The 22676-nt window shown below is 41.8% G+C and carries 25 protein-coding genes; 24 read left to right on the top strand and 1 reads right to left on the bottom strand.

Annotation, left to right across the window (positions count from 1 at the left end; genetic code table 11):
• Window positions 1–2 precede the first annotated feature (2 nt).
• The 11 genes from aroA to P855_RS0107680 all read left to right on the top strand — a co-directional run bounded on the left by aroA (window position 3) and on the right by P855_RS0107680 (window position 9040).
• Window positions 3–1283, top strand: coding sequence for a 3-phosphoshikimate 1-carboxyvinyltransferase (gene aroA / locus P855_RS0107730; RefSeq protein WP_037985953.1), 1281 nt, complete (start codon window positions 3–5; stop codon window positions 1281–1283).
• A 66-nt stretch (window positions 1284–1349) separates the two neighbouring features.
• Entirely contained in the window at window positions 1350–2225 is an 876-nt protein-coding gene (locus P855_RS0107725; RefSeq protein WP_028783028.1) for a hypothetical protein, read from the top strand.
• An 18-nt stretch (window positions 2226–2243) separates the two neighbouring features.
• Window positions 2244–3512, top strand: coding sequence for a tetratricopeptide repeat protein (locus tag P855_RS0107720; protein WP_028783027.1), 1269 nt, complete (start codon window positions 2244–2246; stop codon window positions 3510–3512).
• 21 nt (window positions 3513–3533) lie between these two features.
• A complete protein-coding gene (locus tag P855_RS0107715) occupies window positions 3534–4100 on the top strand; it encodes a ReoY family proteolytic degradation factor (RefSeq protein ID WP_028783026.1) in 567 nt (188 codons plus the stop codon).
• 84 nt (window positions 4101–4184) lie between these two features.
• Window positions 4185–4640, top strand: a complete 456-nt coding sequence (locus P855_RS0107710) for a DUF2487 family protein (protein WP_028783025.1) — start codon at window positions 4185–4187, stop codon at window positions 4638–4640.
• A 131-nt stretch (window positions 4641–4771) separates the two neighbouring features.
• Entirely contained in the window at window positions 4772–5281 is a 510-nt protein-coding gene (locus tag P855_RS0107705; protein ID WP_028783024.1) for a ubiquinol-cytochrome c reductase iron-sulfur subunit, read from the top strand.
• A gap of 2 nt (window positions 5282–5283) precedes the next feature.
• The gene (gene qcrB, locus P855_RS0107700) at window positions 5284–5958 is read left to right on the top strand and encodes a menaquinol-cytochrome c reductase cytochrome b subunit (protein ID WP_028783023.1); all 675 of its coding nucleotides are present in this window, start codon (window positions 5284–5286) and stop codon (window positions 5956–5958) included.
• Window positions 5959–5990: 32 nt separating this feature from the next.
• Window positions 5991–6806 carry a menaquinol-cytochrome c reductase cytochrome b/c subunit gene (locus tag P855_RS0107695; RefSeq protein WP_028783022.1) on the top strand — a complete coding sequence of 272 codons (816 nt, stop codon included), beginning with the start codon at window positions 5991–5993 and terminating at the stop codon, window positions 6804–6806.
• Between the two features lie 88 nt (window positions 6807–6894).
• Complete coding sequence (locus tag P855_RS0107690; RefSeq protein ID WP_037985714.1) at window positions 6895–7482, top strand: DUF1405 domain-containing protein; 588 nt, start codon at window positions 6895–6897, stop codon at window positions 7480–7482.
• A 62-nt stretch (window positions 7483–7544) separates the two neighbouring features.
• The gene (locus P855_RS0107685) at window positions 7545–8291 is read left to right on the top strand and encodes a sporulation protein YpjB (RefSeq protein ID WP_028783020.1); all 747 of its coding nucleotides are present in this window, start codon (window positions 7545–7547) and stop codon (window positions 8289–8291) included.
• A 65-nt stretch (window positions 8292–8356) separates the two neighbouring features.
• Complete coding sequence (locus P855_RS0107680; RefSeq protein WP_028783019.1) at window positions 8357–9040, top strand: zinc metallopeptidase; 684 nt, start codon at window positions 8357–8359, stop codon at window positions 9038–9040.
• A 268-nt stretch (window positions 9041–9308) separates the two neighbouring features.
• Here P855_RS0107680 and P855_RS0107675 read toward each other — a convergent pair whose 3' ends face one another.
• The gene (locus P855_RS0107675) at window positions 9309–10181 is read right to left on the bottom strand and encodes a YitT family protein (RefSeq protein WP_028783018.1); all 873 of its coding nucleotides are present in this window, start codon (window positions 10179–10181) and stop codon (window positions 9309–9311) included.
• Window positions 10182–10369: 188 nt separating this feature from the next.
• On the opposite strand from P855_RS0107675, the gene P855_RS0107670 reads away from it, so the two are divergent.
• From P855_RS0107670 to P855_RS0107610, 13 genes are all read left to right on the top strand, one after another.
• Window positions 10370–10699, top strand: a complete 330-nt coding sequence (locus P855_RS0107670; protein WP_037985950.1) for a nucleotide pyrophosphohydrolase — start codon at window positions 10370–10372, stop codon at window positions 10697–10699.
• Window positions 10686–11486: a 4-hydroxy-tetrahydrodipicolinate reductase gene (dapB, locus tag P855_RS0107665; RefSeq protein WP_028783016.1), complete on the top strand. Its 801-nt coding sequence runs from the start codon at window positions 10686–10688 to the stop codon at window positions 11484–11486. The genes P855_RS0107670 and dapB overlap by 14 nt, the downstream gene beginning before the upstream one ends.
• A gap of 11 nt (window positions 11487–11497) precedes the next feature.
• Window positions 11498–11911 (top strand): methylglyoxal synthase, encoded by a 414-nt coding sequence (locus P855_RS0107660; RefSeq protein ID WP_028783015.1) that lies wholly within the window; start codon window positions 11498–11500, stop codon window positions 11909–11911.
• Window positions 11912–11915: 4 nt separating this feature from the next.
• Window positions 11916–13040: an N-acetyl-alpha-D-glucosaminyl L-malate synthase BshA gene (gene bshA, locus P855_RS0107655; protein WP_028783014.1), complete on the top strand. Its 1125-nt coding sequence runs from the start codon at window positions 11916–11918 to the stop codon at window positions 13038–13040.
• On the top strand, window positions 13037–14260 hold the full coding sequence (locus P855_RS0107650) for a CCA tRNA nucleotidyltransferase (RefSeq protein WP_028783013.1): 1224 nt from the start codon (window positions 13037–13039) through the stop codon (window positions 14258–14260). Before bshA ends, P855_RS0107650 begins: the two co-directional genes overlap by 4 nt.
• Window positions 14236–15237 carry a biotin--[acetyl-CoA-carboxylase] ligase gene (locus P855_RS0107645; RefSeq protein ID WP_028783012.1) on the top strand — a complete coding sequence of 334 codons (1002 nt, stop codon included), beginning with the start codon at window positions 14236–14238 and terminating at the stop codon, window positions 15235–15237. The genes P855_RS0107650 and P855_RS0107645 overlap by 25 nt, the downstream gene beginning before the upstream one ends.
• The gene (gene panB, locus P855_RS0107640; RefSeq protein WP_028783011.1) at window positions 15224–16063 is read left to right on the top strand and encodes a 3-methyl-2-oxobutanoate hydroxymethyltransferase; all 840 of its coding nucleotides are present in this window, start codon (window positions 15224–15226) and stop codon (window positions 16061–16063) included. Before P855_RS0107645 ends, panB begins: the two co-directional genes overlap by 14 nt.
• Window positions 16060–16920 (top strand): pantoate--beta-alanine ligase, encoded by an 861-nt coding sequence (gene panC, locus P855_RS0107635; RefSeq protein WP_028783010.1) that lies wholly within the window; start codon window positions 16060–16062, stop codon window positions 16918–16920. Before panB ends, panC begins: the two co-directional genes overlap by 4 nt.
• A gap of 22 nt (window positions 16921–16942) precedes the next feature.
• Window positions 16943–17332 carry an aspartate 1-decarboxylase gene (gene panD / locus P855_RS0107630; RefSeq protein WP_028783009.1) on the top strand — a complete coding sequence of 130 codons (390 nt, stop codon included), beginning with the start codon at window positions 16943–16945 and terminating at the stop codon, window positions 17330–17332.
• Window positions 17333–18176: 844 nt separating this feature from the next.
• Window positions 18177–20963: an ATP-dependent DNA helicase DinG gene (dinG, locus tag P855_RS0107625; RefSeq protein ID WP_028783008.1), complete on the top strand. Its 2787-nt coding sequence runs from the start codon at window positions 18177–18179 to the stop codon at window positions 20961–20963.
• A gap of 57 nt (window positions 20964–21020) precedes the next feature.
• Window positions 21021–21806, top strand: coding sequence for a hypothetical protein (locus tag P855_RS0107620; protein ID WP_028783007.1), 786 nt, complete (start codon window positions 21021–21023; stop codon window positions 21804–21806).
• Window positions 21807–22012: 206 nt separating this feature from the next.
• Window positions 22013–22183 carry a YpmA family protein gene (locus P855_RS21765; RefSeq protein ID WP_084315639.1) on the top strand — a complete coding sequence of 57 codons (171 nt, stop codon included), beginning with the start codon at window positions 22013–22015 and terminating at the stop codon, window positions 22181–22183.
• A complete protein-coding gene (locus P855_RS0107610; protein WP_152526194.1) occupies window positions 22137–22670 on the top strand; it encodes a DUF5590 domain-containing protein in 534 nt (177 codons plus the stop codon). Before P855_RS21765 ends, P855_RS0107610 begins: the two co-directional genes overlap by 47 nt.
• The last annotated feature ends 6 nt before the right edge of the window (window positions 22671–22676 follow it).

The raw sequence follows: 22676 nt of genomic DNA, 5'->3' as shown, positions 1-22676 counted from the left end.
AAATGACATTGTCGCCTATTGACCATGCAATTGCTATGGAATTGACAGTACCTGGAGACAAATCAATTTCCCATCGTGCAGTGATTTTTTCATCACTAGCCAAAGGGACCTCCCATGTTTCTAATTTTTTAGCAGGTGAGGATTGTATGCGAACCATTCAGGTTTTTCGTGAATTAGGTGTGAAGATTGAACAATCAGATACAGACCTGGTTATAACAAGTGAAGGGATAGCTTCTCTGAAAGAGGCGGAACGCCCGGTCTATTTTGGAAATTCCGGTACAACTGCCCGCCTTGTCACAGGTGTATTGGCTGCTCTGCCATTATTCACCACTTGTCATGGCGATGCCTCCTTATCGAAACGGCCGATGGATAGAGTTATACTTCCGTTGCATCAAATGGGAGCGAAAATAGACGGAAGAAGTGAAGGCAGCTACCTTCCGCTTGCGATTCATGGCACCAGCCTGCGGGGAATTACTTATGAAATGCCAGTAAAAAGCGCACAGGTGAAATCTGCCATATTGCTTGCAGGTATGCTCAGTTCAGGTGAAACCACCATTATCGAACAGGTGAAAACAAGAGATCATACGGAGCAGATGCTCCCTCAATTCGGGGTTGACTTGACCATCGAAGGCAAGAAGGTGATCATCCATGGAGGACAAGAACCAGTTCCAGCTGATTTGACTGTGCCTGGTGATATTTCCTCTGCTGCTTTTTTCCTGGCCGCTGCTGCCATTGTCCCGGGTAGTCATATCATCGTCCGTGATGTTGGGTTAAACCCTACAAGAATTGGCTTAATCGAGGCATTGGAAATGATGGGAGCAGATATTCTGGTTAAAGAAACGAGAAGAATAGGAGGAGAACCAGTAGGAAATGTGGAAATAAAATACAAAGTCCTGTCAGGTGCTCATATTGAAGGGGAACTCATCCCTTCTTTGATTGATGAGCTGCCGATCCTTGCATTGATAGCAACTCAGGCCAGGGGTAAGACAATCATTGGGGATGCGGGTGAATTACGCGTCAAAGAGACAGACAGGATAGCCGCTGTAGCACAAGTACTCACCAGTTTTGGAGCCGAGGTTGAAGAAAAAGAGGACGGTCTGATCATTCATGGGAAAACCTCATTGAAGGGCACTGTGGCTGATTCTTATATGGATCATCGAATTGGTATGATGATTTCCATTGCTTCACTGGTAGCTGAAGGGGAAACGGTCTTGACTAACGGACAGTGTATTGATATATCCTATCCTGGATTTTTTGATCACTTGGAATCATTGAAAAAATAACATAGTTTATCATACAACTGGTCAAGCTCTCATACCTTATAGAAAGCCTGTCGGAGGTGGACAAGTATGGGAGCTTACTATTTTTATCAACGGACTTGGCATAAAGATGAATGGATGAATAAAGAAGTACTGGTAGAAGAAGACCGCTTTGTAAGGAGGTTCCTTGCTGCATCCCATCCGATGGAGTTGAATGTTGATGCTTTCCACATTACTCCAGGGTACGTCATGGTAGATGTGGCAACCCCTTTGTATCCCTCTGCAGATAAAATGACGCTCAGCTTTGATTACCTGAAAAGAGGCTGTACGTTACTGATCGTACAGCTGCCGATCAAAACTTCTCATCTATTTAAGGAGAAATATGAATCTTTTTGCAGGATGCTTGCTGGACTTCCTCTGGATTATATGATTACTCCTGTCGTTGCACCTCGCCTGTTGACACCCGCTATGGTCCGATTCTTCGGTATGCAAAAAGTTCCTTTCATTTTGTTCGAAGGGACGGATGAAAAAGTATATGAAGAGGTTGCGTGGGAATGGCTTGCTCAAGCTCAAAGTTACTCCAGGACTCCCATTGCACCCCTTGTTTCTCCACAAAAGGAGAATCATCCAAAAGTATATACAGAGTGGAATAAAATAGTAGAGCATTGTGATATGATTACCTTGCAGGATCCTGTTACGGACCTTCCACTAACCAGTAAGAATCTTCGAAGAGCAGGTATTTATCCTTATAAAGGAGAATTGGTACCTGGGGGACAAGCGGATTTCAATATGCATTTGCATAATGGAGACACACTGATTGATGATCCTGCGGAAATCAGTTACTATGGGTCTGTTCCTGATATTACAATCAAGGATGGGAATGTAATCCAGATACATCAGCAAATCCTAAATGAAAAAGTAACAGGAATGCACAGAAAAGTTTCGATACCAATGCATTTTGTATAGATGAGAAAGGATGTCCATATGGAGGAAATACAAGAAGCTGTCCGGCTCATGGAAGCAAACCGGACTGATGAAGCATTAAAAACCTTACAATCCTATTTGCCGGAAGCAGACGAAGAAGAGCGTTTTACCATCGCGGAGTTGTATATCCAATGGGGGATGTTGGAAGAAGCAAAGATGATTCTCAAAGAATTAAGTCAGCGTTATCCAAAAGAAAATGAATTGAAGATTATGTTGTCAGAAATTCATATTGATTTGGAAGAAGATGAGGAAGCGATTGATCTCTTAAATCAATTCGGACCGGAAGATGAAGATTACCTGCCCTCATTGATGCAGCTTGCTGATCTATATCAATCGCAAGGATTATATGAAGTCGCCGAACAAAAGCTGCTGGCAGCTAAACAGGCGGCTCCGAATGAAGCGGTCATTGATTTCGCATTAGGAGAACTTTCCTTTTCTAATGGGGAATACAATAAAAGCATCCCTTTTTATGAGAATGCTTTTCACCGCGAACCTGTCATTGGAGATGTCGAGGTAGCGGCAAGATTGGCGGAAGCCTATGCGGCGACTGGAGATTTTGAACAATCACTTGCTCATTTTCAAAAAGTCGAGGAAGAAAATGCTGATGTCAAATTCAGGTATGGATTTGTCGCTTTTCAGGCAAACCGTAATGATATAGCTATTAAGGTATGGGAAGATCTTGTGGATAGAGACCCTTACTATCAATCTGCCTATCCTTTACTTGCTCAGGCATATGAAAGTGAAGGGATGATAGAAGAAGCTTATCAGATGACACAAAGCGGTCTTGCAAAAGATGAATTCAATAAAGAGCTTTATCACTTGGCTGGCACGCTTGCCCATAGACAAGGAAAGAAAGAAGAAGCTTATCAATCCATGAAAGAAGCCGTCAGTTTAGACCCGGGTTATAAGGAAGCGATTTTATTCTTAATCGAGAATTATAAAAAAGATGATGATTATGAAGCTATCATCGATCTTTTAGAGCATTTGCTGGACCTTGGGGAAGTTGATCCGAATTATAACTGGGAACTTGCAAAAGCCTATGAGATTGAAGAACAATATTCTGATGCTATAAAACATTATGAAGCCGCATATAATTCCTTTAAAGAAGATAGTGCATTTTTGAAAGAATATGGCTATTTTTTAGTCGAAGAAGGGAGGATGCAAGAAGCCGGCCGTATATTCAGGGAGTATTTGACAATTGAACCTACTGACAGTGACATAGAGGATTTCGTTCATCGTTTGGAGAATCGTGAAGATGGTATCACGTAATACGATGTGGGAGGGGTGTAAATGGAAACACCTATATCCGTTCAAGATAAAAAAGATTTTGTCCGGTGGTTTCTAAATCATTACCAATTGAAAAAAAGAGAAAGTGTCTGGATTTTGAATTATTTGATCAACCACGAAGCGATTCTGCAGCATGCCCATTTTGTCGATGAAGTCGAGTTTTGCCCAAGAGGGATTCTTATCAGCGCTCAAGGCGTGAAAGCTCCTCCGTTCCGATTCTATAAAGACAAAGTAATGACGACGGATGCGGAAAAATCATTCCATGACATCAGGCTTAACCAGGAAGACCCACTATATATCGAGTTGAACTTTGATCAGGCTAATCAATCTGCCAGATACGCTGCAGTTTTGGAAGAAAATCCATATGTTCCGCTAAATCACTATTTGACAGCCAAGGATAAAAAACTGGCAGGGCGGCTATTGGATATAAGTTTGCTTGAACATCAGAGACAACAATTAGAACGGGAAATAGATGAAGCACTGGATAATGGGGATAAGCAGACATTCAAGCGGGTAGCCAAGCTGTTGCAAAAAGTAAAGCAGGAATTGGCCGAAATAACAGATAAATAAAAACTGGATCTTTTTTTAGATTCAGTTTTTTATTTTGATTTTTTTTAGTAAAATAAGAGATATTGGAAAGGATAGTGATTAGTAATGCGTTGGAATCAAGAAGACATTTCCCTGTACGCCGAATCCAAAGAATATATTGATACAATGATTATTCCTTTGATTCCTTTTGATGTGCAAAAGGACGAGCTAATGAAAAAACAGGCATTTCAAAAAGAACTATTAAAGTTATTTGCAAGTGAAGTAGAGAAGGAGTATAAAGGCCGTATCCTTTTGGCGCCGGAATATCACTACATATCTGGCAGACACAAAGAAGAAGTGGATCGTGTCAATCATTGGATCGGGCAATTTACCAATTTACCATTTGATCACATTTTTTTATTTACTTTGGATATGAATTGGAGAAAGTTAAGTAATGACCTCCAAGGGGAAATCGTTTGGCTGCCTGGACTTCAATCCGGTAATCTGCAAAGTTCAGAAGTACAATCATTCATCAAGGAACAAGTCAGCCAAATCGCAGAGATGATAAGATCTTATTGGTGATTACAATTTTTTTTCATTTATAAGATAATTTATTGACCCGATTATAAGTTTGCGCTATCATGGTAATGTCCTAGTAAACTGTGTGTAAAATATCCATGTAGTATGGATTACAGCATAGAGGGGGGAAAAATATGAGCGATAAAAAACAAGTATCCCGACGTCAGTTCCTTAACTACTCATTGACTGGAGTAGGCGGATTTATGGCAGCAGGAATGCTTGCTCCAATGGTTCGTTTCGCTATCGATCCAGTATTGCAACCATCAGCAGCAGGTAAATTTAAAGCTGTTGTTGAAGAAAGCGAACTTACTAGTGAACCACAGCGATTCACATGGAAAATCAACCAGAAAGATGGTTGGTATGAATCAGAAGTCGAAAAAAGTGCCTGGGTTTACAAAAAAGAGAACGGCGAAATCGTAGCCCTTTCTCCCATTTGTACACACTTGGGCTGCACCGTGGACTGGGCTTCGAATGAAGAGTATCCAAATCAATTCTATTGTCCATGTCACGGCGGGCGTTACAAGAAAAACGGGGTGAACATCCCCAACACTCCACCGACAGCTCCGTTACCATTGTATGAGCATAAAGTGGAAGAAGGCATGCTTTATCTTGGCCAAGCCAAATCAAGAGGAAGTGGGGTTTAATCATGTTACAGAAGATTTATGATTGGGTCGACGAAAGGATGGACATCACTCCTTTGTGGCGTGACATCGCCGACCATGAAGTTCCTGAACATGTCAATCCCGCCCACCATTTCTCTGCTTTTGTTTATTGTTTTGGCGGTTTGACATTTTTTGTTACGGTCATCCAAGTATTATCCGGTATGTTTTTGACGATGTATTATGTTCCTGACATTGAAAATGCATGGGAATCTGTCTATTACTTGCAAAAAGAAGTCGCACACGGTCAAATTGTCCGTGGGATGCATCATTGGGGTGCCAGTTTAGTAATCGTAATGTTGTTCCTACATACCTTACGTGTATTTTTCCAGGGAGCCTATAAGAAGCCTCGTGAATTGAACTGGATTGTCGGGGTATTGTTATTCTTCGTCATGTTGGGACTAGGTTTCACAGGTTACCTATTGCCTTGGGACAACAAAGCTTATTTTGCTACACAAGTTGGTTTGGAAATAGCTGCAGCCACACCATTCATCGGAGATTATATCCGTACGCTGCTGGCTGGTGACCCGAGTATAGTCGGAGCACAGACGTTAACGCGTTTCTTCGCTATTCATGTATTTTTCCTGCCTGCCGCATTATTCGGATTGATGGGAGCTCATTTCATCATGATCCGTAAACAAGGTATTTCTGGACCACTATAAGATGACAGCTTTTGTGAAAAGGAGGGAACGCTGTGCATAGGGGTAAAGGCATGAAGTTCGTCGGAGATTCTCGTATTCCGGCGGAACGTAAACCGAACATACCTAAAGACTATTCTGAATATCCGGGCCGTACGGAAGCCTTTTGGCCTAATTTCCTTCTAAAGGAATGGTTAGTTGGGGCAGTATTTTTAATCGGATTTCTTGTCGTCACTGCTGCGCATCCATCACCATTGGAACAGCAGGCAGATCCGACAAATGCTTCCTATATTCCGTTGCCGGACTGGTATTTCTTATTTTTATATCAATTCCTTAAATATGAATTCGCAGGTGGTAACTACATCGTACTTGGTGCGATCGTTATGCCTGGACTGGCATTTGGTGCGTTGCTGCTGGCTCCGTTCCTGGATAAAGGGCCGGATCGCCATCCGACTAAACGCCCGATTGCTACAGGGCTGATGCTATTAGGTGTTATCGCAACGTTCTGGCTCACTTATGAGTCTGTCTCTCACGTCGATTACGAGCAACGTTCAGAACAATATGGCGTTAAAGAAGAGGGGGAAGTCCCTAAAATTAATACGGACGACCCTGGATATGCCATTTATGAGCAGAACTGTCTGAGCTGTCATGGAGATTCCTTGCAAGGGCAAGGAAGCAACCCATCACTACTCAAAACAGAAAAATCTGTAGAGGAAATCAAGAAAATTGCTCGGGAAGGTATCGGCAATATGCCTGCCGGTATGTTCAAAGGCTCTGATGAAGAATTGGAGAAACTGGCTAAATTCATTGCTAGTGCCGGCGAAGGAGAAGGCTCCGGAAAAGGCAAAAGTGAAAGTGGATCAGGTCATTAATGGAAACATATACAAGCCGCGCTAATACATAGCGCGGCTTGTCTTATATCATGGACATAATATATTCAGCAGGACTGAGGTGGCGTCTTTGTTTTATCACATATTAACTAATCGAACCTTTATTTGGCTGTTATTTTTAATTAATTTGGCTGGCTCTGTTTATGGGTACATATGGTATGGATTTCAGCTGGAACAGACAGAGCCGGTCTACTTGATTTTTGTACCTGATAGTCCTACTGCGAGTTTGTTTTTTACCATTTTCTTATTGCTGATGTTTTTTGGCAAAAAAGCACCTTATATCGGCAGCCTTGCTATGGTAACCTTGTTCAAATATGGGGTATGGGCGGTAGTGATGAATTTGCTCACTTTAATGGTAGAAGGTTCTCTGCACTGGACAGGATATATGCTTATCATTTCCCATGGTGCGATGGCCGTCCAGGGATTGCTATACGCGCCGTTTTACCAACTGAAATTAAGACATTTGGCAGTAGCAGGGATCTGGACGCTGCATAATGACGTCATTGATTATGTCTTTGAGCAAATGCCGGTTTATGGACCTCTCATGGACTACCTCAACCCAATTGGATACTTCACTTTTTGGCTGAGTATTGTCAGTATCGGCTTAGCATATATACTAGCCGTCCGGCCAAGGTTAACTAAAAGCTACGATTATTGAAGGTCTAATCTTGTCCCACCTCTCATAAAATGGTTAGAGAACCTAGAGAAGAGGTGGGCATCATGTTACGGAAGTCGTCGACCGTAGGGCTGATATTTGTTTTGTCATGTATTCTTTTTACCCCAGTGCAGGCCGCCGCTCCTAATACAATTCCTGAATTTCTGGACGAGTATTATGAAGCCATCAAAAATAACGATGTAACCCTTTCCCATAATTTACTTCGCTACAATGAGGAAAGATTGGAAAACTATATGAAGGAAAATCATTCCGATCGAATCGAACAATTCCATGAAATAAAAAAAAGTGCCTTAGGAAATAAGGCTGACATAGATTCGGTACTATACGGTCATTTGGAATTGGTTTTGTGGCTGGATGCGCTGGTGCACCCTGAACCTCGTTTTTTCAAAAAGGAAAAGATCGAGCTGGTAAACAGCATCGAACGTTACCATAACCGTATTGAACCGGATACACCAGTGGATCTGGCTGATATCAGGCAATTTTGGGACAGTGTCCTGCCAGCGGCATCTCTGACATACGATGATGGTTTCTTCCAACTGTTCAGTCGTCATTATGAACTCTTGGCACAAGCGGAAAATCCGGAAGAAGTCGCACGTATTTTAAGCCTTTCTTTAGAAATGATGCAGGCAAGTGAGGATGAGGGCGGGATTCGTCTTGACGCTCTCTTATGGACGATCATTATTGTTGGTGGCTGTATCCTTATGACTCTTTCCTATGTTGGTTATCGAAAATATCAGGCAGAGAAGAAAGAAAAAACATCAAGACTTCAAAGGAGAAAACCAAACAGTTGACCTTTTTCTGACAATTGACTAATATTAACCTATAGAAACATTACAACTTTGATGGAGGAATGGAAATGGGTTTAGGATCCTATTTGATTTATGTCACCCTTTTGATGATTATTCCGCTTTGGGCACAATCACGAGTGAAAAGTACGTATAAAAAATATTCCAGGGTTGCTACTTCTTCCTATATGACAGGTGCGCAGGTGGCCAGGAAAATTTTAGATGATAATGGACTTTATGATGTTACCATCGAAGAAACCAGGGGTAGGTTATCCGATCATTATGACCCTCGTAAGAAAGTGGTTCGTCTTTCTTCTGACAACTATCATGGCCACTCGATGGCAGCATCAGCGGTTGCAGCGCATGAGGTTGGACATGCCATCCAGGATGCTCAAGACTATGCTTTCTTACGATTGCGTTCAGCGTTGGTACCTGTGGCTAGCTTCGGCTCAAATATATCCATCTTCCTGATAATTGGTGGAATTTTGATAAATATGAGTGGTCTGTTGCTATTAGGGATTGTATTCTTTGCGGCAGCTGTATTGTTCCAGCTGATCACGCTTCCTGTTGAATTCGATGCTTCCAACAGAGCCATGGCACAGATGGTTTCAACGGGGGTCATCACAAATAATGAAGAGCGTCCGACCAAGAAAGTTTTGAACGCAGCTGCCTTGACTTATGTGGCGGCAGCATTAGTAGCTTTAGCAGAATTGATTCGTTTCCTTCTTATGTTTTTCGCTATGAATGAAGATTAAGTAACAAAAGCGCAAGCGCCTTGCTCACCCCCGACAAGCTTAAGCCAAGCCTCGTCGTGACGTATTTGGTCCCAGAGAGGATTGACTCAAGACCTCGAGGGGGTAGGCGCTGGCCGATGAAAACGCCACGTCCTGTGGCGTCATCGGCACTAGCACGTCCTATGCGTCGGAGCTGGATGCAGCCCGCCGAAGCAGGTTGTCCAGAACCATCAATTTTTATAAATTCATAGACAAAAAAACCCGGTTCCAAAAGTATTGGAGCCGGGTTTTAGTATTCTATCGGTTTTTTGTTTTCATCTAACGTGAAGCCTTCGCCAAGCACGTCATGAACCGAAGTAACTGCAACAAAGGCATGCGGGTCAATTGAATCGATTACATTTTTTAAGCGGACGATTTCATTTTTACCTACAACGCAATATAAAACATCCCGTCGTTCTCCTGTGAAAGAACCACGACCTTCGAGTACAGTGACACCACGATCCATTTCCTTCAGGATTATTTCTGCGAGCGATTCACTTTGCGAAGAAATGATTGTAGCTCCTCTTGCAGCATAGGCTCCTTCCTGAATCAGATCGATGACCCGGGCAGCTATGTAGACAGCTACTAAGGTATACATTCCCTGGATCATATTCAAATAGGTGATGATAGACGTAAAGATGACAGCGGCGTCAAAAACAAACATCGCTCTTCCCATCGACCATCCCCAATATTTATGAATCAGCCGGGCCAGGATATCTACGCCACCTGTGGTTCCTCCAAACTTAAAGATAATCCCCAACCCCACACCTACAAAGACACCCGCAAACAGAGCGGCTAATGTCATATCATTTTGCAGGTTGATATGAATGGTATAGATCTGAAAGAGCCAAATGAAAAGGGAGACAGCGAAAATTCCTATAAGAGAATAAAAAAACGTATTTCTTCCTAAAATTCTCCATCCTATAATTAATACTGGTACATTTAGAAGGATATTCATCAATCCTGGGTCCCAGTCGAATAGGAACAGCAGTAAAAGTGTGATACCGGTAAAACCGCCTTCCCCTAAGTTGTTTTGAATATTAAAATGGACAAGACCGAAGGAGAAGATTGCGGAGCCGAGCAGAATGAAGAATATATTTTTATATTTTAAGCTGAAAATCATTGGCGCTTCCTCCTTTCCTGAATTCGTTTGCATGTCTTTCATTATAATCAAATAACAGGAAAGCGACAATCTCCGTGCAAGTTCGATTAAATGATTTGTCAAAGTCTCCAGTTTTGGCTAACATTTAGAGAGATGGATTAAATACAGGGGAGGTAGCGGTTTTGAGTGAGAGGTTTACGACAAAACAAATGCAGGAACGTGTTGATCGATACATATCCCAGTTCAAAGAAGGGTACTTTTCTCCTTTGAGCATGATGGCCAGGATGACGGAGGAAGTTGGAGAGCTTGCCAGGGAAGTCAATCATCATTATGGAGAGAAACCCAAAAAGAGTTCGGAAGCAGAAAGGTCTTTGGAAGAAGAATTGGGAGATGTAGTATTTGTACTTACAAGCTTCGCTAATTCATTGGATATCGATCTTTCCGAAGCCTTTGATCGCTCAATGAGCAAAATTGAAAGCCGAGATAAAAACAGATGGACGAGAGTAACAGAAGGGAGCAATAAAGATGAACACAATTAAAGTGATTGTAGCAGGACCAAGAGGAAAAATGGGATCCGCGGCTTTGCGAATGATTGAGCAATCAGATAACCTGCAGTTAGTTGCTTGTATAGATCGTAAATACGATGGTCAGTATGTGAAAGATTTGGACAGTCTGCCTGATTTTGAAGCAAAAATATATGAAGATCCTGAAGTTTGCTTAAATGAAGTGGAAGCAGATGTACTTATTGATTTGACCACACCGGAATTTGGATATAAACATACGAAACTTGCGCTCAAAAATGGCGTAAGGCCTGTGGTAGGTACCACAGGGTTTACGAAAGAACAGTTAAACGAATTGACGGAAATGGCCGAAAATAAAAAAATTGGAGCAGTCATCGCCCCGAATTTCGCCATTGGAGCTGTATTGATGATGCAATTCTCTAAGTGGGCGGCGAAGCATTTTCCAGATGTAGAAATCATTGAACGCCATCATGATCAGAAGCTGGATGCTCCATCCGGCACCGCTGTTAAGACTGCCGAGCTGATTCAGGAGGAAAGAGAAGCAAAACACCAGGGACACCCAAATGAAAAAGAGACGATGGAAGGCGCCCGGGGAGCTGATAGCGAAGGGTTGAAAATCCATAGTGTCCGTCTTCCAGGATTAGTAGCACATCAGGAGGTCATGTTTGGAGGTTCAGGGGAGACCTTGACAATAAAACATGACTCTATTAACCGTGATTCCTTTATGACAGGAGTCAAACTGTCAGTGGAGCGTGTCATGGAAATGGACATCCTGGCGTATGGTTTGGAAAATTTATTGGATTAGGGGAGAGACTAATGAATATAGCCTTGATTGCACATGATGAAAAAAAGCCGGAGATGCTTCAGTTTGTGTTTGCCTATGAGCAAATCTTAAAAGACCATACGTTATTTGCTACTGGGACCACAGGGAAACGGATTGCAGAAGCGACTTCCTTAGAAGTCGTCCGTTTCCAGTCAGGGCCGTTGGGCGGCGACCAGCAAATCGGAGCTAAAATAGCAGAAAATGATATGGATATTATCATTTTCTTCCGTGATCCTTTGACTGCCCAGCCTCATGAACCGGATATAAGCGCTCTTTTACGCCTGTGCGATGTACATAAGATTCCATTAGCGACCAATATGGCCGGTGCTGAGATTTTAATCAGGGCTTTGGAGCGGGGAGATCTTGAATGGCGGGAAATTATTAAAGACAGAAAAAAGCAAGGGTGATTATGTGAAGAAAATAGGCATTACATGTTATCCCACCGTGGGAGGTTCCGGTGTAATCGCTACGGAGCTTGGTAAGCTTTTAGCAGAAGAGGGGCATGAAATTCATTTCATAACCTCCCAGGTACCTTTCCGCTTGAACCGTATTTACTCAAATATATTCTATCACGAGGTAGAGGTGACCAATTATCCGGTTTTCAGTCATCCTCCTTATGATTTAGCACTTGCAAATAAAATGGCAGAAGTCATCAATAGAGAACAACTGGATATTCTTCATGTCCACTATGCGATGCCTCATGCTATATGCGCGATCCTTGCTAAGCAAATGGTTGAACATGATGTAAAAATTATCACTACTTTGCATGGAACTGATATTACAGTACTCGGAATTGATCCCAGTATGAAAAATATTATCAAATTCGGTATCGAGCAGTCAGACCGGGTTACAGCTGTTTCCCGCAGTCTGGCTGAACAAACCAAAGAAATGCTCTCCGTTGAGAGAGAAATGGATGTTCTTTATAATTTTGTAGACGAACGGGAGTACTACCGCCACTCGGATCAGGATTTAAAAAAACAATATCATATACCTGAGGAAGAGAAAGTCATCATCCATATCTCCAATTTCCGTAAGGTGAAAAGGGTGCAGGATGTCGTTTACGCTTTCAGTAAGATTGTGAAAGAATTACCTGCTAAATTGTTGCTCGTCGGGGATGGCCCTGAATTTTCGACTACCTATCAATTAGTGAAGGACCTGGACCTTCAGGATCATGTACTATTTTTAGGAAAACAGGAAAATGTATCAGAACTATTGTCTATTTCGGATCTGAAACTTTTACTTTCAGAAAAAGAAAGTTTTGGGCTGGTACTGCTTGAAGCGATGGCATGTGGTGTCCCGTGTATAGGTACAGAAGCCGGAGGTATACCGGAAGTGATTTTACATGGTGAAACCGGCTATATATCTGAGGTTGGTAATGTAGAAGATATTAGTGAAAAGAGCATAAAAATTTTGACGGATGATGCCTTATGGGAAGAGTTCTCAAAAAAGAGTGAAGAAAGAGTGAAGGAAGAGTTTCATTCCCACCAAATATTGAAACAATATGAAGCTCTTTATGATAAGGTGTTGAAATCATGAAAGTAAACATAAAGAGTTTCCTGGCATTTCAAAAAGCTCTGCCAGTCATTAAGCGGATAGAAAGTCATGGCTTTCAGGCTTTTTTTGTTGGAGGGGCTGTGCGTGACGCATTGATTGGCAGGCAAATCGGTGATGTTGATTTGGCAAGTTCTGCTATACCAGAGAAAATTTTGGATATCTTTGAGAAAGTTATTCCAGTAGGTATCGAACATGGTACAGTAATTGTACGCTTCGATGGAGAATCTTACGAGATTACGACGTTTCGATCCGAGTCAGGATACCAGGACTATCGTCATCCGGATAAGGTGGAATTTGTGTCGGATATTAAAGAGGATTTGGCGAGGAGAGATTTTACCATCAATGCGATTGCTTTAGATAAAAATGGAGATGTGATTGACCCTTTTGAGGGGCTGCAAGCCATTGAAAGCAAAAAAATACAAGCTGTCGGAAACCCTTATGAAAGGTTTGAAGAAGACCCATTGCGAATCATGCGGGCAGTCCGTTTTGTAAGTCAACTGGGATATACGATTGAAGAAGAAACCATGGCAGCCATTCAACAACAAGGCATGTTACTCGAAAAAATTGCTGTAGAACGTGTAGCTATCGAATTTGAAAAAATGCTTCAAGGCGAAGCTCTGGTCCAGGCGATTGATATTTGTGATGATGCAAGCTTATTTTGTCGATTTCCAATTTTCCGTGATTATCCTGACTTGTTCCACCAGGCAAAAACAATTACTTTTCCTCTTGGTGGCTTTGCAGAAATCATCAGTTACTTTGTTTTCCGTCTTCCCGAGGTCTCTATAGAAGATTGGAGTAGGCAATGGAAGCTGTCAAAACAAGTTAAAAACGATGCTAAAGGTATCAATGAAGCGATCCAGTATTACGATAGTAATGGTCTGGATGAATGGCTGGTGTATCAGCTGCCTGAAAAACTAATCAGCTCTTTTGCGAGAGTGGCAGGTATTTTGTATACGCGGGACCCTGACCGATTGAAGGAGAATGTAAAAAAACTAAGAACAACACTGGTTATCACTAATCGGAGGGAGCTTGCTTTTCAGGCAAAAGACCTGTTTGATATAACTCCACAAAAACCAAAAGGCCCATGGATTGGCAAGTTACTCAAAACCCTTGAAAAGAAGGTAGTATCCAGGGAGCTTAGGAATGATTATAATGAAATAAAGGAGTGGGTGAGCAAATGGAATCCACCCGGCAAAGACTGATAAAAATCTTAGAGAGCAACAGGGATTCCTACCTTTCAGGTCAAGAACTATCAGAACAGCTGGAAGTATCCAGAACGGCTGTTTGGAAACATATGAAGGAGTTAGGAAAAGACGGTTATGAAATAGAAGCTGCCCCCCGGAAAGGCTACCGTATAGTAGCTTACCCGGATAAGGTTACGAAAAACACCTTGCAATGGGGGCTGAATACCAGTCGAATTGGCAAGGACATCTTTCACTATGAGCAAGTTTCATCTACACAGGATATTGCTCATAAGTTAGCAAAAGAAGGATACGGGCATGGAACTGTTGTCGTAGCTGATGAGCAGGTAAAAGGGAAAGGACGAATGTCCCGTTCCTGGCATTCAAAAAGAAATGAAGGCATCTGGTTCAGCTTATTGCTGAAGCCCGAGCTTCCCCCTGTCCAAGCCCCTCAAATTACGTTGCTTGCTGCTGTAGTATTGGCAGAGGCGATAGCATCAATATCAGACCTATCTCCACAAATCAAATGGCCGAATGATTTGTTGATCAACCATAAAAAAGTTGCAGGAATATTGACAGAAATGCAAGCGGAGCAGGACCAGATCCAATATATTGTGTTGGGAATAGGCATCAATGTCAATCAGGACCAATCCAGCCTCCCTGAAGACATCAGGTATAAAGCTACTTCCCTCCGCCAGGAATCCGGTGAGACCTGGGATATAAACTGGCTCATCCAGCTGATTTTGGAGACCTTCGAAAATACATATGAACAGTTTATTCAAGAGGGTTTCCTTCCCGTTAAGAAAAAATGGGAAAAGTATGGGTACAAAATTGGACAGGATGTTAAGATATCTACGATGCGTAAGACATGGGAAGCAACGCTGGTCGGCATCGAAGCTGATGGTGCGTTATTGACTCAGACAAAAGATGGCAGTCAGGAAAAGCTTTATTCTGCTGAAATTCACTGGGGAGAGGGTGGTTACAATGCTAACCCGTAAACAAATGCTTGATATGAAGGAAAATAATGAAAAAATCGCCATGGTAACAGCTTATGATTACCCATCAGCCAAGCTCGCGGAACAAGCGGGCGTTGAAATGATATTAGTAGGGGATTCTTTAGGTATGGTAGTGTTGGGTTATGATTCCACGATACCTGTTACGGTAGATGATATGATTCACCATGGAAAAGCTGTTGTCCGGGGAGCTGGTGACACTTATGTTGTTGTGGACATGCCTTTTATGTCTTACCATATTTCAGCTGAAGATACGTTAAAGAATGCGATGAAGATTTATCAGGAAACCCAGGCGCAGGCATTGAAGGTAGAAGGGGCGGGAAGCGTTCTTCCAATGATTGAACGATTGACAGAAGGCGGTATACCAATAGTCGGCCATCTCGGACTCACTCCGCAAACAGTTAATGTATTAGGAGGCTACAAAGTCCAGGGAAAACAAAAGGAAACTGCAGAACAATTACTAAAGGACGCCTTAGCGGTTGAAAGAAGCGGAGCAATAGCATTGGTGCTGGAATGTGTGCCAAGGGAACTGGCTGCTTTGATCACCGAACAGCTTTCCATTCCAACGATAGGAATTGGTGCAGGTGCTGGATGTGATGGTCAGGTATTAGTTTATCATGATATTATGAACTACGGCGTGAATCGATTGCCTAAATTCGTGCAAACCTACGAGGATGCTAACCGGACTTTTACTGGAGCGATTGAAAAATATGTAAAAGAAGTTAAAACAGGAGATTTCCCTAAAGAGTCACATACGTTTACCATGGACACATCAAGTCTGCCGCGCGTTAACAACGGAGATGAATCATGAAAATCATCGAATCACCTGAAGAATTACAGAAAGTAACGAGCAATTATCGTGTTCAGGGTAAAAAGATTGGGTTTGTACCTACCATGGGTTTTTTACATGAAGGTCATGAACAGCTAATCAGGCAGGCTAAACAGCAAAATGAAATTGTCGTATTAAGCATCTTTGTCAATCCGCTCCAATTTGGCGAAGGAGAAGACTTGAATCATTACCCAAGAGATGAAGAACACGATAAAGAAGTAGCGCGAAAACTTGGTGTAGATATTATATTTTTTCCTACAGTAAAGAATATGTATCCAACAGAACCAGCTATCAAGCTGACAGTAACTAAAAGGACGAATGTACTCTGCGGGAAAAGCCGTCCTGGTCATTTTGGCGGGGTGGTCACAGTATTAGCGAAATTATTTCATTTATGCCAGCCCTCATCAGCATATTTTGGAATGAAAGATGCTCAACAAGTAGCTGTAGTGGAAGCCTTGGTGAATGACTTGAATTTTCCTGTGGAAATCGTCCCGGTTCCTACGGTGAGAGAACCGGATGGATTAGCGAAAAGCAGCAGGAATGTGAATTTGAGTCCCCAGGAACGGGAGGAGGCTTCCGCTATCCTAAAGGCGTTGCAAAGCGGCAGGAAAATGATTCAAGATGGGGAAACAGGCATAGAAAACGTAAAGACTGCTGTAAATACATTTATTGAAAACAATACTCATGGTAAAATAGATTATATTGAATTATTATCTTACCCAAGCTTAGAACCTGTCGACAAACCAATGGGTCAAATGATTCTAGCCACTGCTGTAAAGTTTGAAAGAGCCAGATTAATTGATAACTTGGTTTTTGACAGCAATGGTGAAATAATCTGATGACGTAATAGGAGGAGACATCATGTATCTGACTATGATGAAAGCGAAAATTCATCGTGCCCGCGTTACCGAGGCGAACTTGAATTACGTGGGGAGTATTACGATTGATCAGGATATTATTGAGGATGTAGGTATCCTCCCTCACGAAAAAGTACAAATAGTCAATAACAATAATGGAGCACGTCTCGAAACTTATGTGATTGCCGGCGAGCGGGGCAGCGGAGTTGTTTGTCTGAATGGAGCAGCTGCTCGTCTGGTCCAGCCGGACGATGTCATCATTATTGTATCGTATGCTATGCTCTCACAGGATGAGTTAGCTGATTTCAAACCGAAAATCGCCTTGATGGATGAAAATAATCAAGTAAAACAGATTATTGAAGAAGAACCACCATTGACTCCGGTCACTAATTAGTAAAGGACAGGTTGTTCCAAATAGCGTTACCCAGGGGATTCTCGCTTACAGCCAAGCGGAATCCTTTATTATTGCAGTATTCATAGCAGGCATTTAACGTCTTGTTAATTTTCAAGTTGATTTTACAAATAAGCTCCCTTTTGTTGAAGACTCAGTTTCGAGAGAAACTGTTTCCGTTACGGTAGATATTCTCTGGAGGGCCGGGAAATCACTCGCTTTCCATGGGCGGACGGTGAGCTTCCTCAGGCTCCGCCTTGCGGGATCTCACCATGTCCTATCCTCCCATAGGACTTTGACTAAGCTTCCTGAATAAACACCGCACGAAGAAAATGCGTAGCATTTTCGAGGAGTCTCGCAATTTCCCGGCCCTCCTTGCATTTGTAAGACTATCGGGAACATCGTTATGAAGTCACCCAACATAGGAAGAGCTACTCATAAAAGCATCAAAAAGCGCTTATAACCTGCATCATAGTTCCATATGATTTGTGGAAGACATCTTCATCTATCGCAGGGTTCGTTCCTCTCATCCTTCGGATGGGGTGGTTGGGGAACTGCGAGACTCCCGCAGGAATGCGAGTAGTTTCCAAGCCACCCTCGACTCTTTTTTAGTAAAGAACCCCTTTTATCTTGAAACTGAGTCTTCCACAATTCGTCAGTAACAAAGTTAACAGCGCATATGTAAAAGAAGTTCGGAATTTTAAATACATAAATACAGATTAAAAATAAAGCTGACCCATTACCTTTTATGATTGAAGGGTAGTGGAAGCCGGGTAAGTATATTAATTATGAGGCTTACCAAGTATGTATACAATTATCTATGTAAAGATGAAAAGAGGGGTAAGGGATGGCAAGATTTACAGTCGTTGATTTAGAAACAACCGGGAATGCACCAATGAAAAACGACCGGATTATCGAAGTCGGAATTGTAATTTGGGAAGATGGCGAAGTTGTAGAAGAGTTTTCTTCTTTAGTCTACCCAGAACAGGATATTCCGCCATTTATAACAAATTTAACCGGGATAACCAATGAACACGTAGAGAATGCCCCTCTCTTTTCAGAAATTGCCCCGGAGATTCACCGAATGTTTACAGGTGCCTATGTCGTTGCCCATAATATTCAATTTGATCTGGGTTTTTTAAATAAAGAATTGGCGGGGTGTGGCCTGGATGCTCTTGATAATTCTGTCATTGACACAGTAGAACTTGCTCGCATCCTTATGCCTCAATCTCCAGGATTCAAATTAGGGCAGCTTGCAGAACAATTGCAAATTCAACATAATGATCCCCATCGTGCCCTGTCTGATACGAAAGTGACCGTGGATTTATTAGCACATTTATTTAAGAAATTCACTATGCTTCCATTGGTTACCCTGCAGCAGCTTTTAGAAATTGAAGGCTCGCTTAAAAGCGATTTAAGAGCTTTGCTGGTAGATGAAATCCAGCGAAAAATGTACAGCGGCCAGGACAGTCATGAAGTGGAAATGATTCATGGCCTGGCTGTAAAAGCGATAGCTCCTAAGTCAGAAACTGAATACGAGGCTCTTGATTCTTTCGGTGATTATCTTGATCAGTTATTTCTTTCTGCCGAAGGATTAGCTTCTATCATAAATGATTATGAATACCGGGAAGGGCAAAGGACCATGGCAGAAACGGTTTATGATGCATTCACTTCCAAAGAACATGCATTGATCGAAGCAGAAACCGGTACAGGAAAGTCATTGGCTTATTTGATTCCAGCCGTCTATTATGCAGTCACGAACCAAAAAAAAGTAGTCATAAGTACGTTTACCACCCAACTGCAGCGCCAGCTTCTGGAAAAAGAAATACCCCAGGTGAAAAGGCTGTTCCGTCATCCTTTTGAAATAGCATTATTGAAAGGAAAAGAACATTACATCAGCACTCTTCGTTTCAGTAAGGAGTTGAAAGAAGGAAGCAGAGATAATTACGACATTATATTATCAAAAGCGATGCTTCTCGTCTGGTTGACAGAAACGATTACCGGGGATATCGACGAAATTCAATTACCTTCAAGCGGCAAATATTTGTGGAACCGTATCTCTACGGATCAGGAGGAAGCAGAAGAAACATGGTCAAAAGCCAACAAGGATTCCTTTTACAGAAAGGCCAGAAGTCACGCAGAGAAAGCTGATATCATTATTACCAACCATTCGTTACTATGTACAGATCTGACGCTGGAACATTCATTCATACCTGATTTCCATCATTTGATAGTTGATGAAGCCCACCATTTAGAAACGACAGCAAGCAAATATTTTGGCCTCCATATGGATTATGGATTATGGCAAAACTACTTTAACCAGCTGGAAGCTTTATATACTGCTAAGCAATCAGCCTGGTCAAAAAAAATGCTTGCTATTGCCGAGGAAAATATTCCTGTCTATAAACAGTTGAAAGAAGACCTGGATAGTTTGTTCCGATATCTTTTTCAACTGGTGGTTGCTAACAATAAAAAACGTACCGATAGAAGTGATGTCGGCAGAGTCCAATTTACTTATCAGCATGCCAAGATCAAACCAAAACAGTTATCAACTATTCAGGAAATGATCCAAAGAATAAGTTTTGCTGTCAATCACCTGGATAGAGGTATAGAAACGTTGAACGCTCATTTGGAAGCGGAGAATATTCTTACTGACTTCTACAATTCAGATTTCATTGAAATCTCTGCTTTCATCCAGAAATTGAAACAAATCAATAGAGAGCTGCACCAGTATTTATTGGATGATGAGGAAGAAGAGATTAAATGGCTGGAAATTGATGCAATGGGAGCGCATAATTCCGTATACTTGTATAGCGAGCCGATAAACGTGGCAGAAAAGTTGAAGCATTCATTATTTGAAGCAAAGGATAGTATCGTGCTTACAAGCGCTACTCTAACTATGAAGCATTCTTTCCGTTATATTACCGACCGTTTGGGAATCACTGACCTCAAACCCGTTCAAGTGAAAATTCCATCACCTTATCCTTTTGCAGAACAGGTCCAGCTGATGGTACCGAACGATTTTCCGGATATAAAAAGCAATCAGGCAGAATTTATTCATGCGACCTGTGAAGCGATTTATTCCATGGCGCAAATTACCGAAGGGAGAATGCTTGTTTTATTCACTTCCTATGATATGTTGAAAAAAACATATGAATTGCTTAGGGAGATTATACTCCCTGAAGAATTCATGTTGTTTGCTCAGGGAATTACCAGCGGGAGTCGAGAACGTTTAAAGAAAAACTTCCAAGCCTTTGACCAGGCGATTTTGCTTGGGACCAGCTCATTTTGGGAGGGTGTCGACATTCCTGGTGATGACTTATCTTGTCTGATGATTGTGCGTCTTCCCTTCCAGCCGCCGAACCATCCAGTTTATCAAGCCAGGGCAGACCGATTGAAGCAGAATGGAAAGAATGCTTTTATGGAACAATCTTTGCCTCATGCAGTCATCCGCTTCAAACAAGGATTCGGACGCCTTATCCGTTCCAGTACGGATAGAGGCATAGTCTTTGTGTGTGATCAACGCTTGATTCATGCACGTTATGGTAAATATTTTCTTGAATCGATTCCCGAGGTTCCACTAGAAATTGATAGTACAGCAAGATTAATGGAAAAAGCTCAAAAATGGTTATGATTGTTTCGTCTGCATATGCTAATGATGTTAAATTCTTTGAAGATAGCAGGGATGCAGATGTTACGATTTTTGTTTCTGTTACTGGTAAGTCTTGTCATGGCAGGAGCAAGTCAACCAGAAGAATCATTTTACGAACCAAAAGAGCAAAGTCAAGCAAAAATCACATTTTTTAATTTGCCTGATGGAGAAGCGACATTGCTCCAAACCGATGGAAAAAAATATTATCTATTCAATACAGGCTCAAAAGACAGTTATAAGCAGTTGATGGAGGAATTAGAGCGTTTTCATGTTAAAACAATCGAAGGGATAATTTTGACTGGCCAAACCGATGACTATTGTGGAAACATGGATCGCCTGGTTGACCAGTATCAAGTAGAGGAAATTTATCATACAGGAAAAATGCAATCCAATTGTGAGCCGGAAGCAGATGTAATGACTACTAACTGGAAAGAAGATGATGAAGTAAATTTGGATGGTATTTCATTAAAGGTTATTTTCACGGAAGACGAAAAAATGGCGCTCCATGTATCCTTTTATGAAACAGGTATCATATTTTTCGCAAAAGGTGATATCAAGGAAGAAATCCATATTACAAAAAAGACATTACCACCTTTTCAAATTTTAAAAATCGGTGAATATGGCACAGGTAGCGCACCCACGGAACAATTTCTTGAAAAAACAGATCCTCATATGGCAGTGATTTTCACAAGACACGGAAACTCGATGAATGACGGTTTAATTGAACGTATGCACGGTTTCTGGATGGATGTATACCGTCTCGAGCAAACCGGGACCACCACCATTGAAATGGACAAAGACCAATACAATGTACCATCCGATTAAAAAAAACTGTGCCCGAAAGGCCGGGCACAGGATGGTTGTGGGTTAGGTTATTTTAGTTTATGTGGAATTCACCATCAAATTTTGTCAGGTGAACTGTTATAATGATAAAGGTGATGACTTTACGTTACAGTAATATTGTCCGTTAAACTGACATTTATATGAGTAGCAAATATTGAGATGAACAGATTTTTTTGGAGGAATCAATAATGGGGAATAAAATCGAAACACTTTCAACGGTTAAAATTAAGAATAGTGATGATTTGTACAAAATCGTCGATACGTTGAATCGTACATTGAAAGAACAAAATTTAATGTTTGGGTTGGCATTGGATGATGATGATCAGGACACAGCAGTCTTCACGATCTACCGTACCTGATTGGGTAAAATGGACAGTTCTGGGCAGTGTCGTCATCGGTATGGTTTTAATCGTTGCTGCGTACTGGTTTTACACTGGTATCATGGCTGATAAGCAGGAAGGGTATGAAGCATCAAAGCAGGCAGCTATTGAAGAAACAGCTTTGATTGACATCGACTCCATTCAAAGGTATAACGGTAACGAGGTGCTTCACATTGTTTCAGGGAGAACAAGGTCCGGTAAACAGGCGTATGCGTTTATCGGTAAGGAAAACAACAGGCTGGTCACGTATGTCGAGAAAAAAGAGCTTGTCGACGCAGCCAGTTTAAATAAAGCATGGCAGGATAATTGTGATAAGTGCGAATGGAAAGATATTAAGCTAGGATATGAAGATGAAAAAGCAGTTTGGGAAATGACTTACATAGATGAGCAGGGGAGATACGTCATTGCTCATTATGATGCCAAGTCAGGAGAACGGTATCAGCAATTTGCATTCAAACGATCTTAGGAGGAG

Source organism: Thalassobacillus devorans MSP14, assembly GCF_000496835.1.
Taxonomy (GTDB): domain Bacteria; phylum Bacillota; class Bacilli; order Bacillales; family Halobacillaceae; genus Thalassobacillus; species Thalassobacillus devorans_B.
This window is presented reverse-complemented; position numbering and strand designations above follow the sequence as displayed.

What these genes read in the sequence shown, in the direction of transcription:
- aroA (WP_037985953.1), top strand. Translation starts at nt 3, where the DNA reads ATGACATTGTCGCCTATTGACCATGCAATTGCTATGGAATTGACAGTA.
- P855_RS0107725 (WP_028783028.1), top strand. Translation starts at nt 1,350, where the DNA reads ATGGGAGCTTACTATTTTTATCAACGGACTTGGCATAAAGATGAATGG.
- P855_RS0107720 (WP_028783027.1), top strand. Translation starts at nt 2,244, where the DNA reads ATGGAGGAAATACAAGAAGCTGTCCGGCTCATGGAAGCAAACCGGACT.
- P855_RS0107715 (WP_028783026.1), top strand. Translation starts at nt 3,534, where the DNA reads ATGGAAACACCTATATCCGTTCAAGATAAAAAAGATTTTGTCCGGTGG.
- P855_RS0107710 (WP_028783025.1), top strand. Translation starts at nt 4,185, where the DNA reads ATGCGTTGGAATCAAGAAGACATTTCCCTGTACGCCGAATCCAAAGAA.
- P855_RS0107705 (WP_028783024.1), top strand. Translation starts at nt 4,772, where the DNA reads ATGAGCGATAAAAAACAAGTATCCCGACGTCAGTTCCTTAACTACTCA.
- qcrB (WP_028783023.1), top strand. Translation starts at nt 5,284, where the DNA reads ATGTTACAGAAGATTTATGATTGGGTCGACGAAAGGATGGACATCACT.
- P855_RS0107685 (WP_028783020.1), top strand. Translation starts at nt 7,545, where the DNA reads ATGTTACGGAAGTCGTCGACCGTAGGGCTGATATTTGTTTTGTCATGT.
- P855_RS0107680 (WP_028783019.1), top strand. Translation starts at nt 8,357, where the DNA reads ATGGGTTTAGGATCCTATTTGATTTATGTCACCCTTTTGATGATTATT.
- P855_RS0107675 (WP_028783018.1), bottom strand. Translation starts at nt 10,181, where the DNA reads ATGATTTTCAGCTTAAAATATAAAAATATATTCTTCATTCTGCTCGGC.
- P855_RS0107670 (WP_037985950.1), top strand. Translation starts at nt 10,370, where the DNA reads ATGCAGGAACGTGTTGATCGATACATATCCCAGTTCAAAGAAGGGTAC.
- dapB (WP_028783016.1), top strand. Translation starts at nt 10,686, where the DNA reads ATGAACACAATTAAAGTGATTGTAGCAGGACCAAGAGGAAAAATGGGA.
- P855_RS0107660 (WP_028783015.1), top strand. Translation starts at nt 11,498, where the DNA reads ATGAATATAGCCTTGATTGCACATGATGAAAAAAAGCCGGAGATGCTT.
- P855_RS0107650 (WP_028783013.1), top strand. Translation starts at nt 13,037, where the DNA reads ATGAAAGTAAACATAAAGAGTTTCCTGGCATTTCAAAAAGCTCTGCCA.
- P855_RS0107645 (WP_028783012.1), top strand. Translation starts at nt 14,236, where the DNA reads ATGGAATCCACCCGGCAAAGACTGATAAAAATCTTAGAGAGCAACAGG.
- panB (WP_028783011.1), top strand. Translation starts at nt 15,224, where the DNA reads ATGCTAACCCGTAAACAAATGCTTGATATGAAGGAAAATAATGAAAAA.
- panC (WP_028783010.1), top strand. Translation starts at nt 16,060, where the DNA reads ATGAAAATCATCGAATCACCTGAAGAATTACAGAAAGTAACGAGCAAT.
- panD (WP_028783009.1), top strand. Translation starts at nt 16,943, where the DNA reads ATGTATCTGACTATGATGAAAGCGAAAATTCATCGTGCCCGCGTTACC.
- dinG (WP_028783008.1), top strand. Translation starts at nt 18,177, where the DNA reads ATGGCAAGATTTACAGTCGTTGATTTAGAAACAACCGGGAATGCACCA.
- P855_RS0107620 (WP_028783007.1), top strand. Translation starts at nt 21,021, where the DNA reads ATGTTACGATTTTTGTTTCTGTTACTGGTAAGTCTTGTCATGGCAGGA.
- P855_RS21765 (WP_084315639.1), top strand. Translation starts at nt 22,013, where the DNA reads ATGGGGAATAAAATCGAAACACTTTCAACGGTTAAAATTAAGAATAGT.
- P855_RS0107610 (WP_152526194.1), top strand. Translation starts at nt 22,137, where the DNA reads ATGATGATGATCAGGACACAGCAGTCTTCACGATCTACCGTACCTGAT.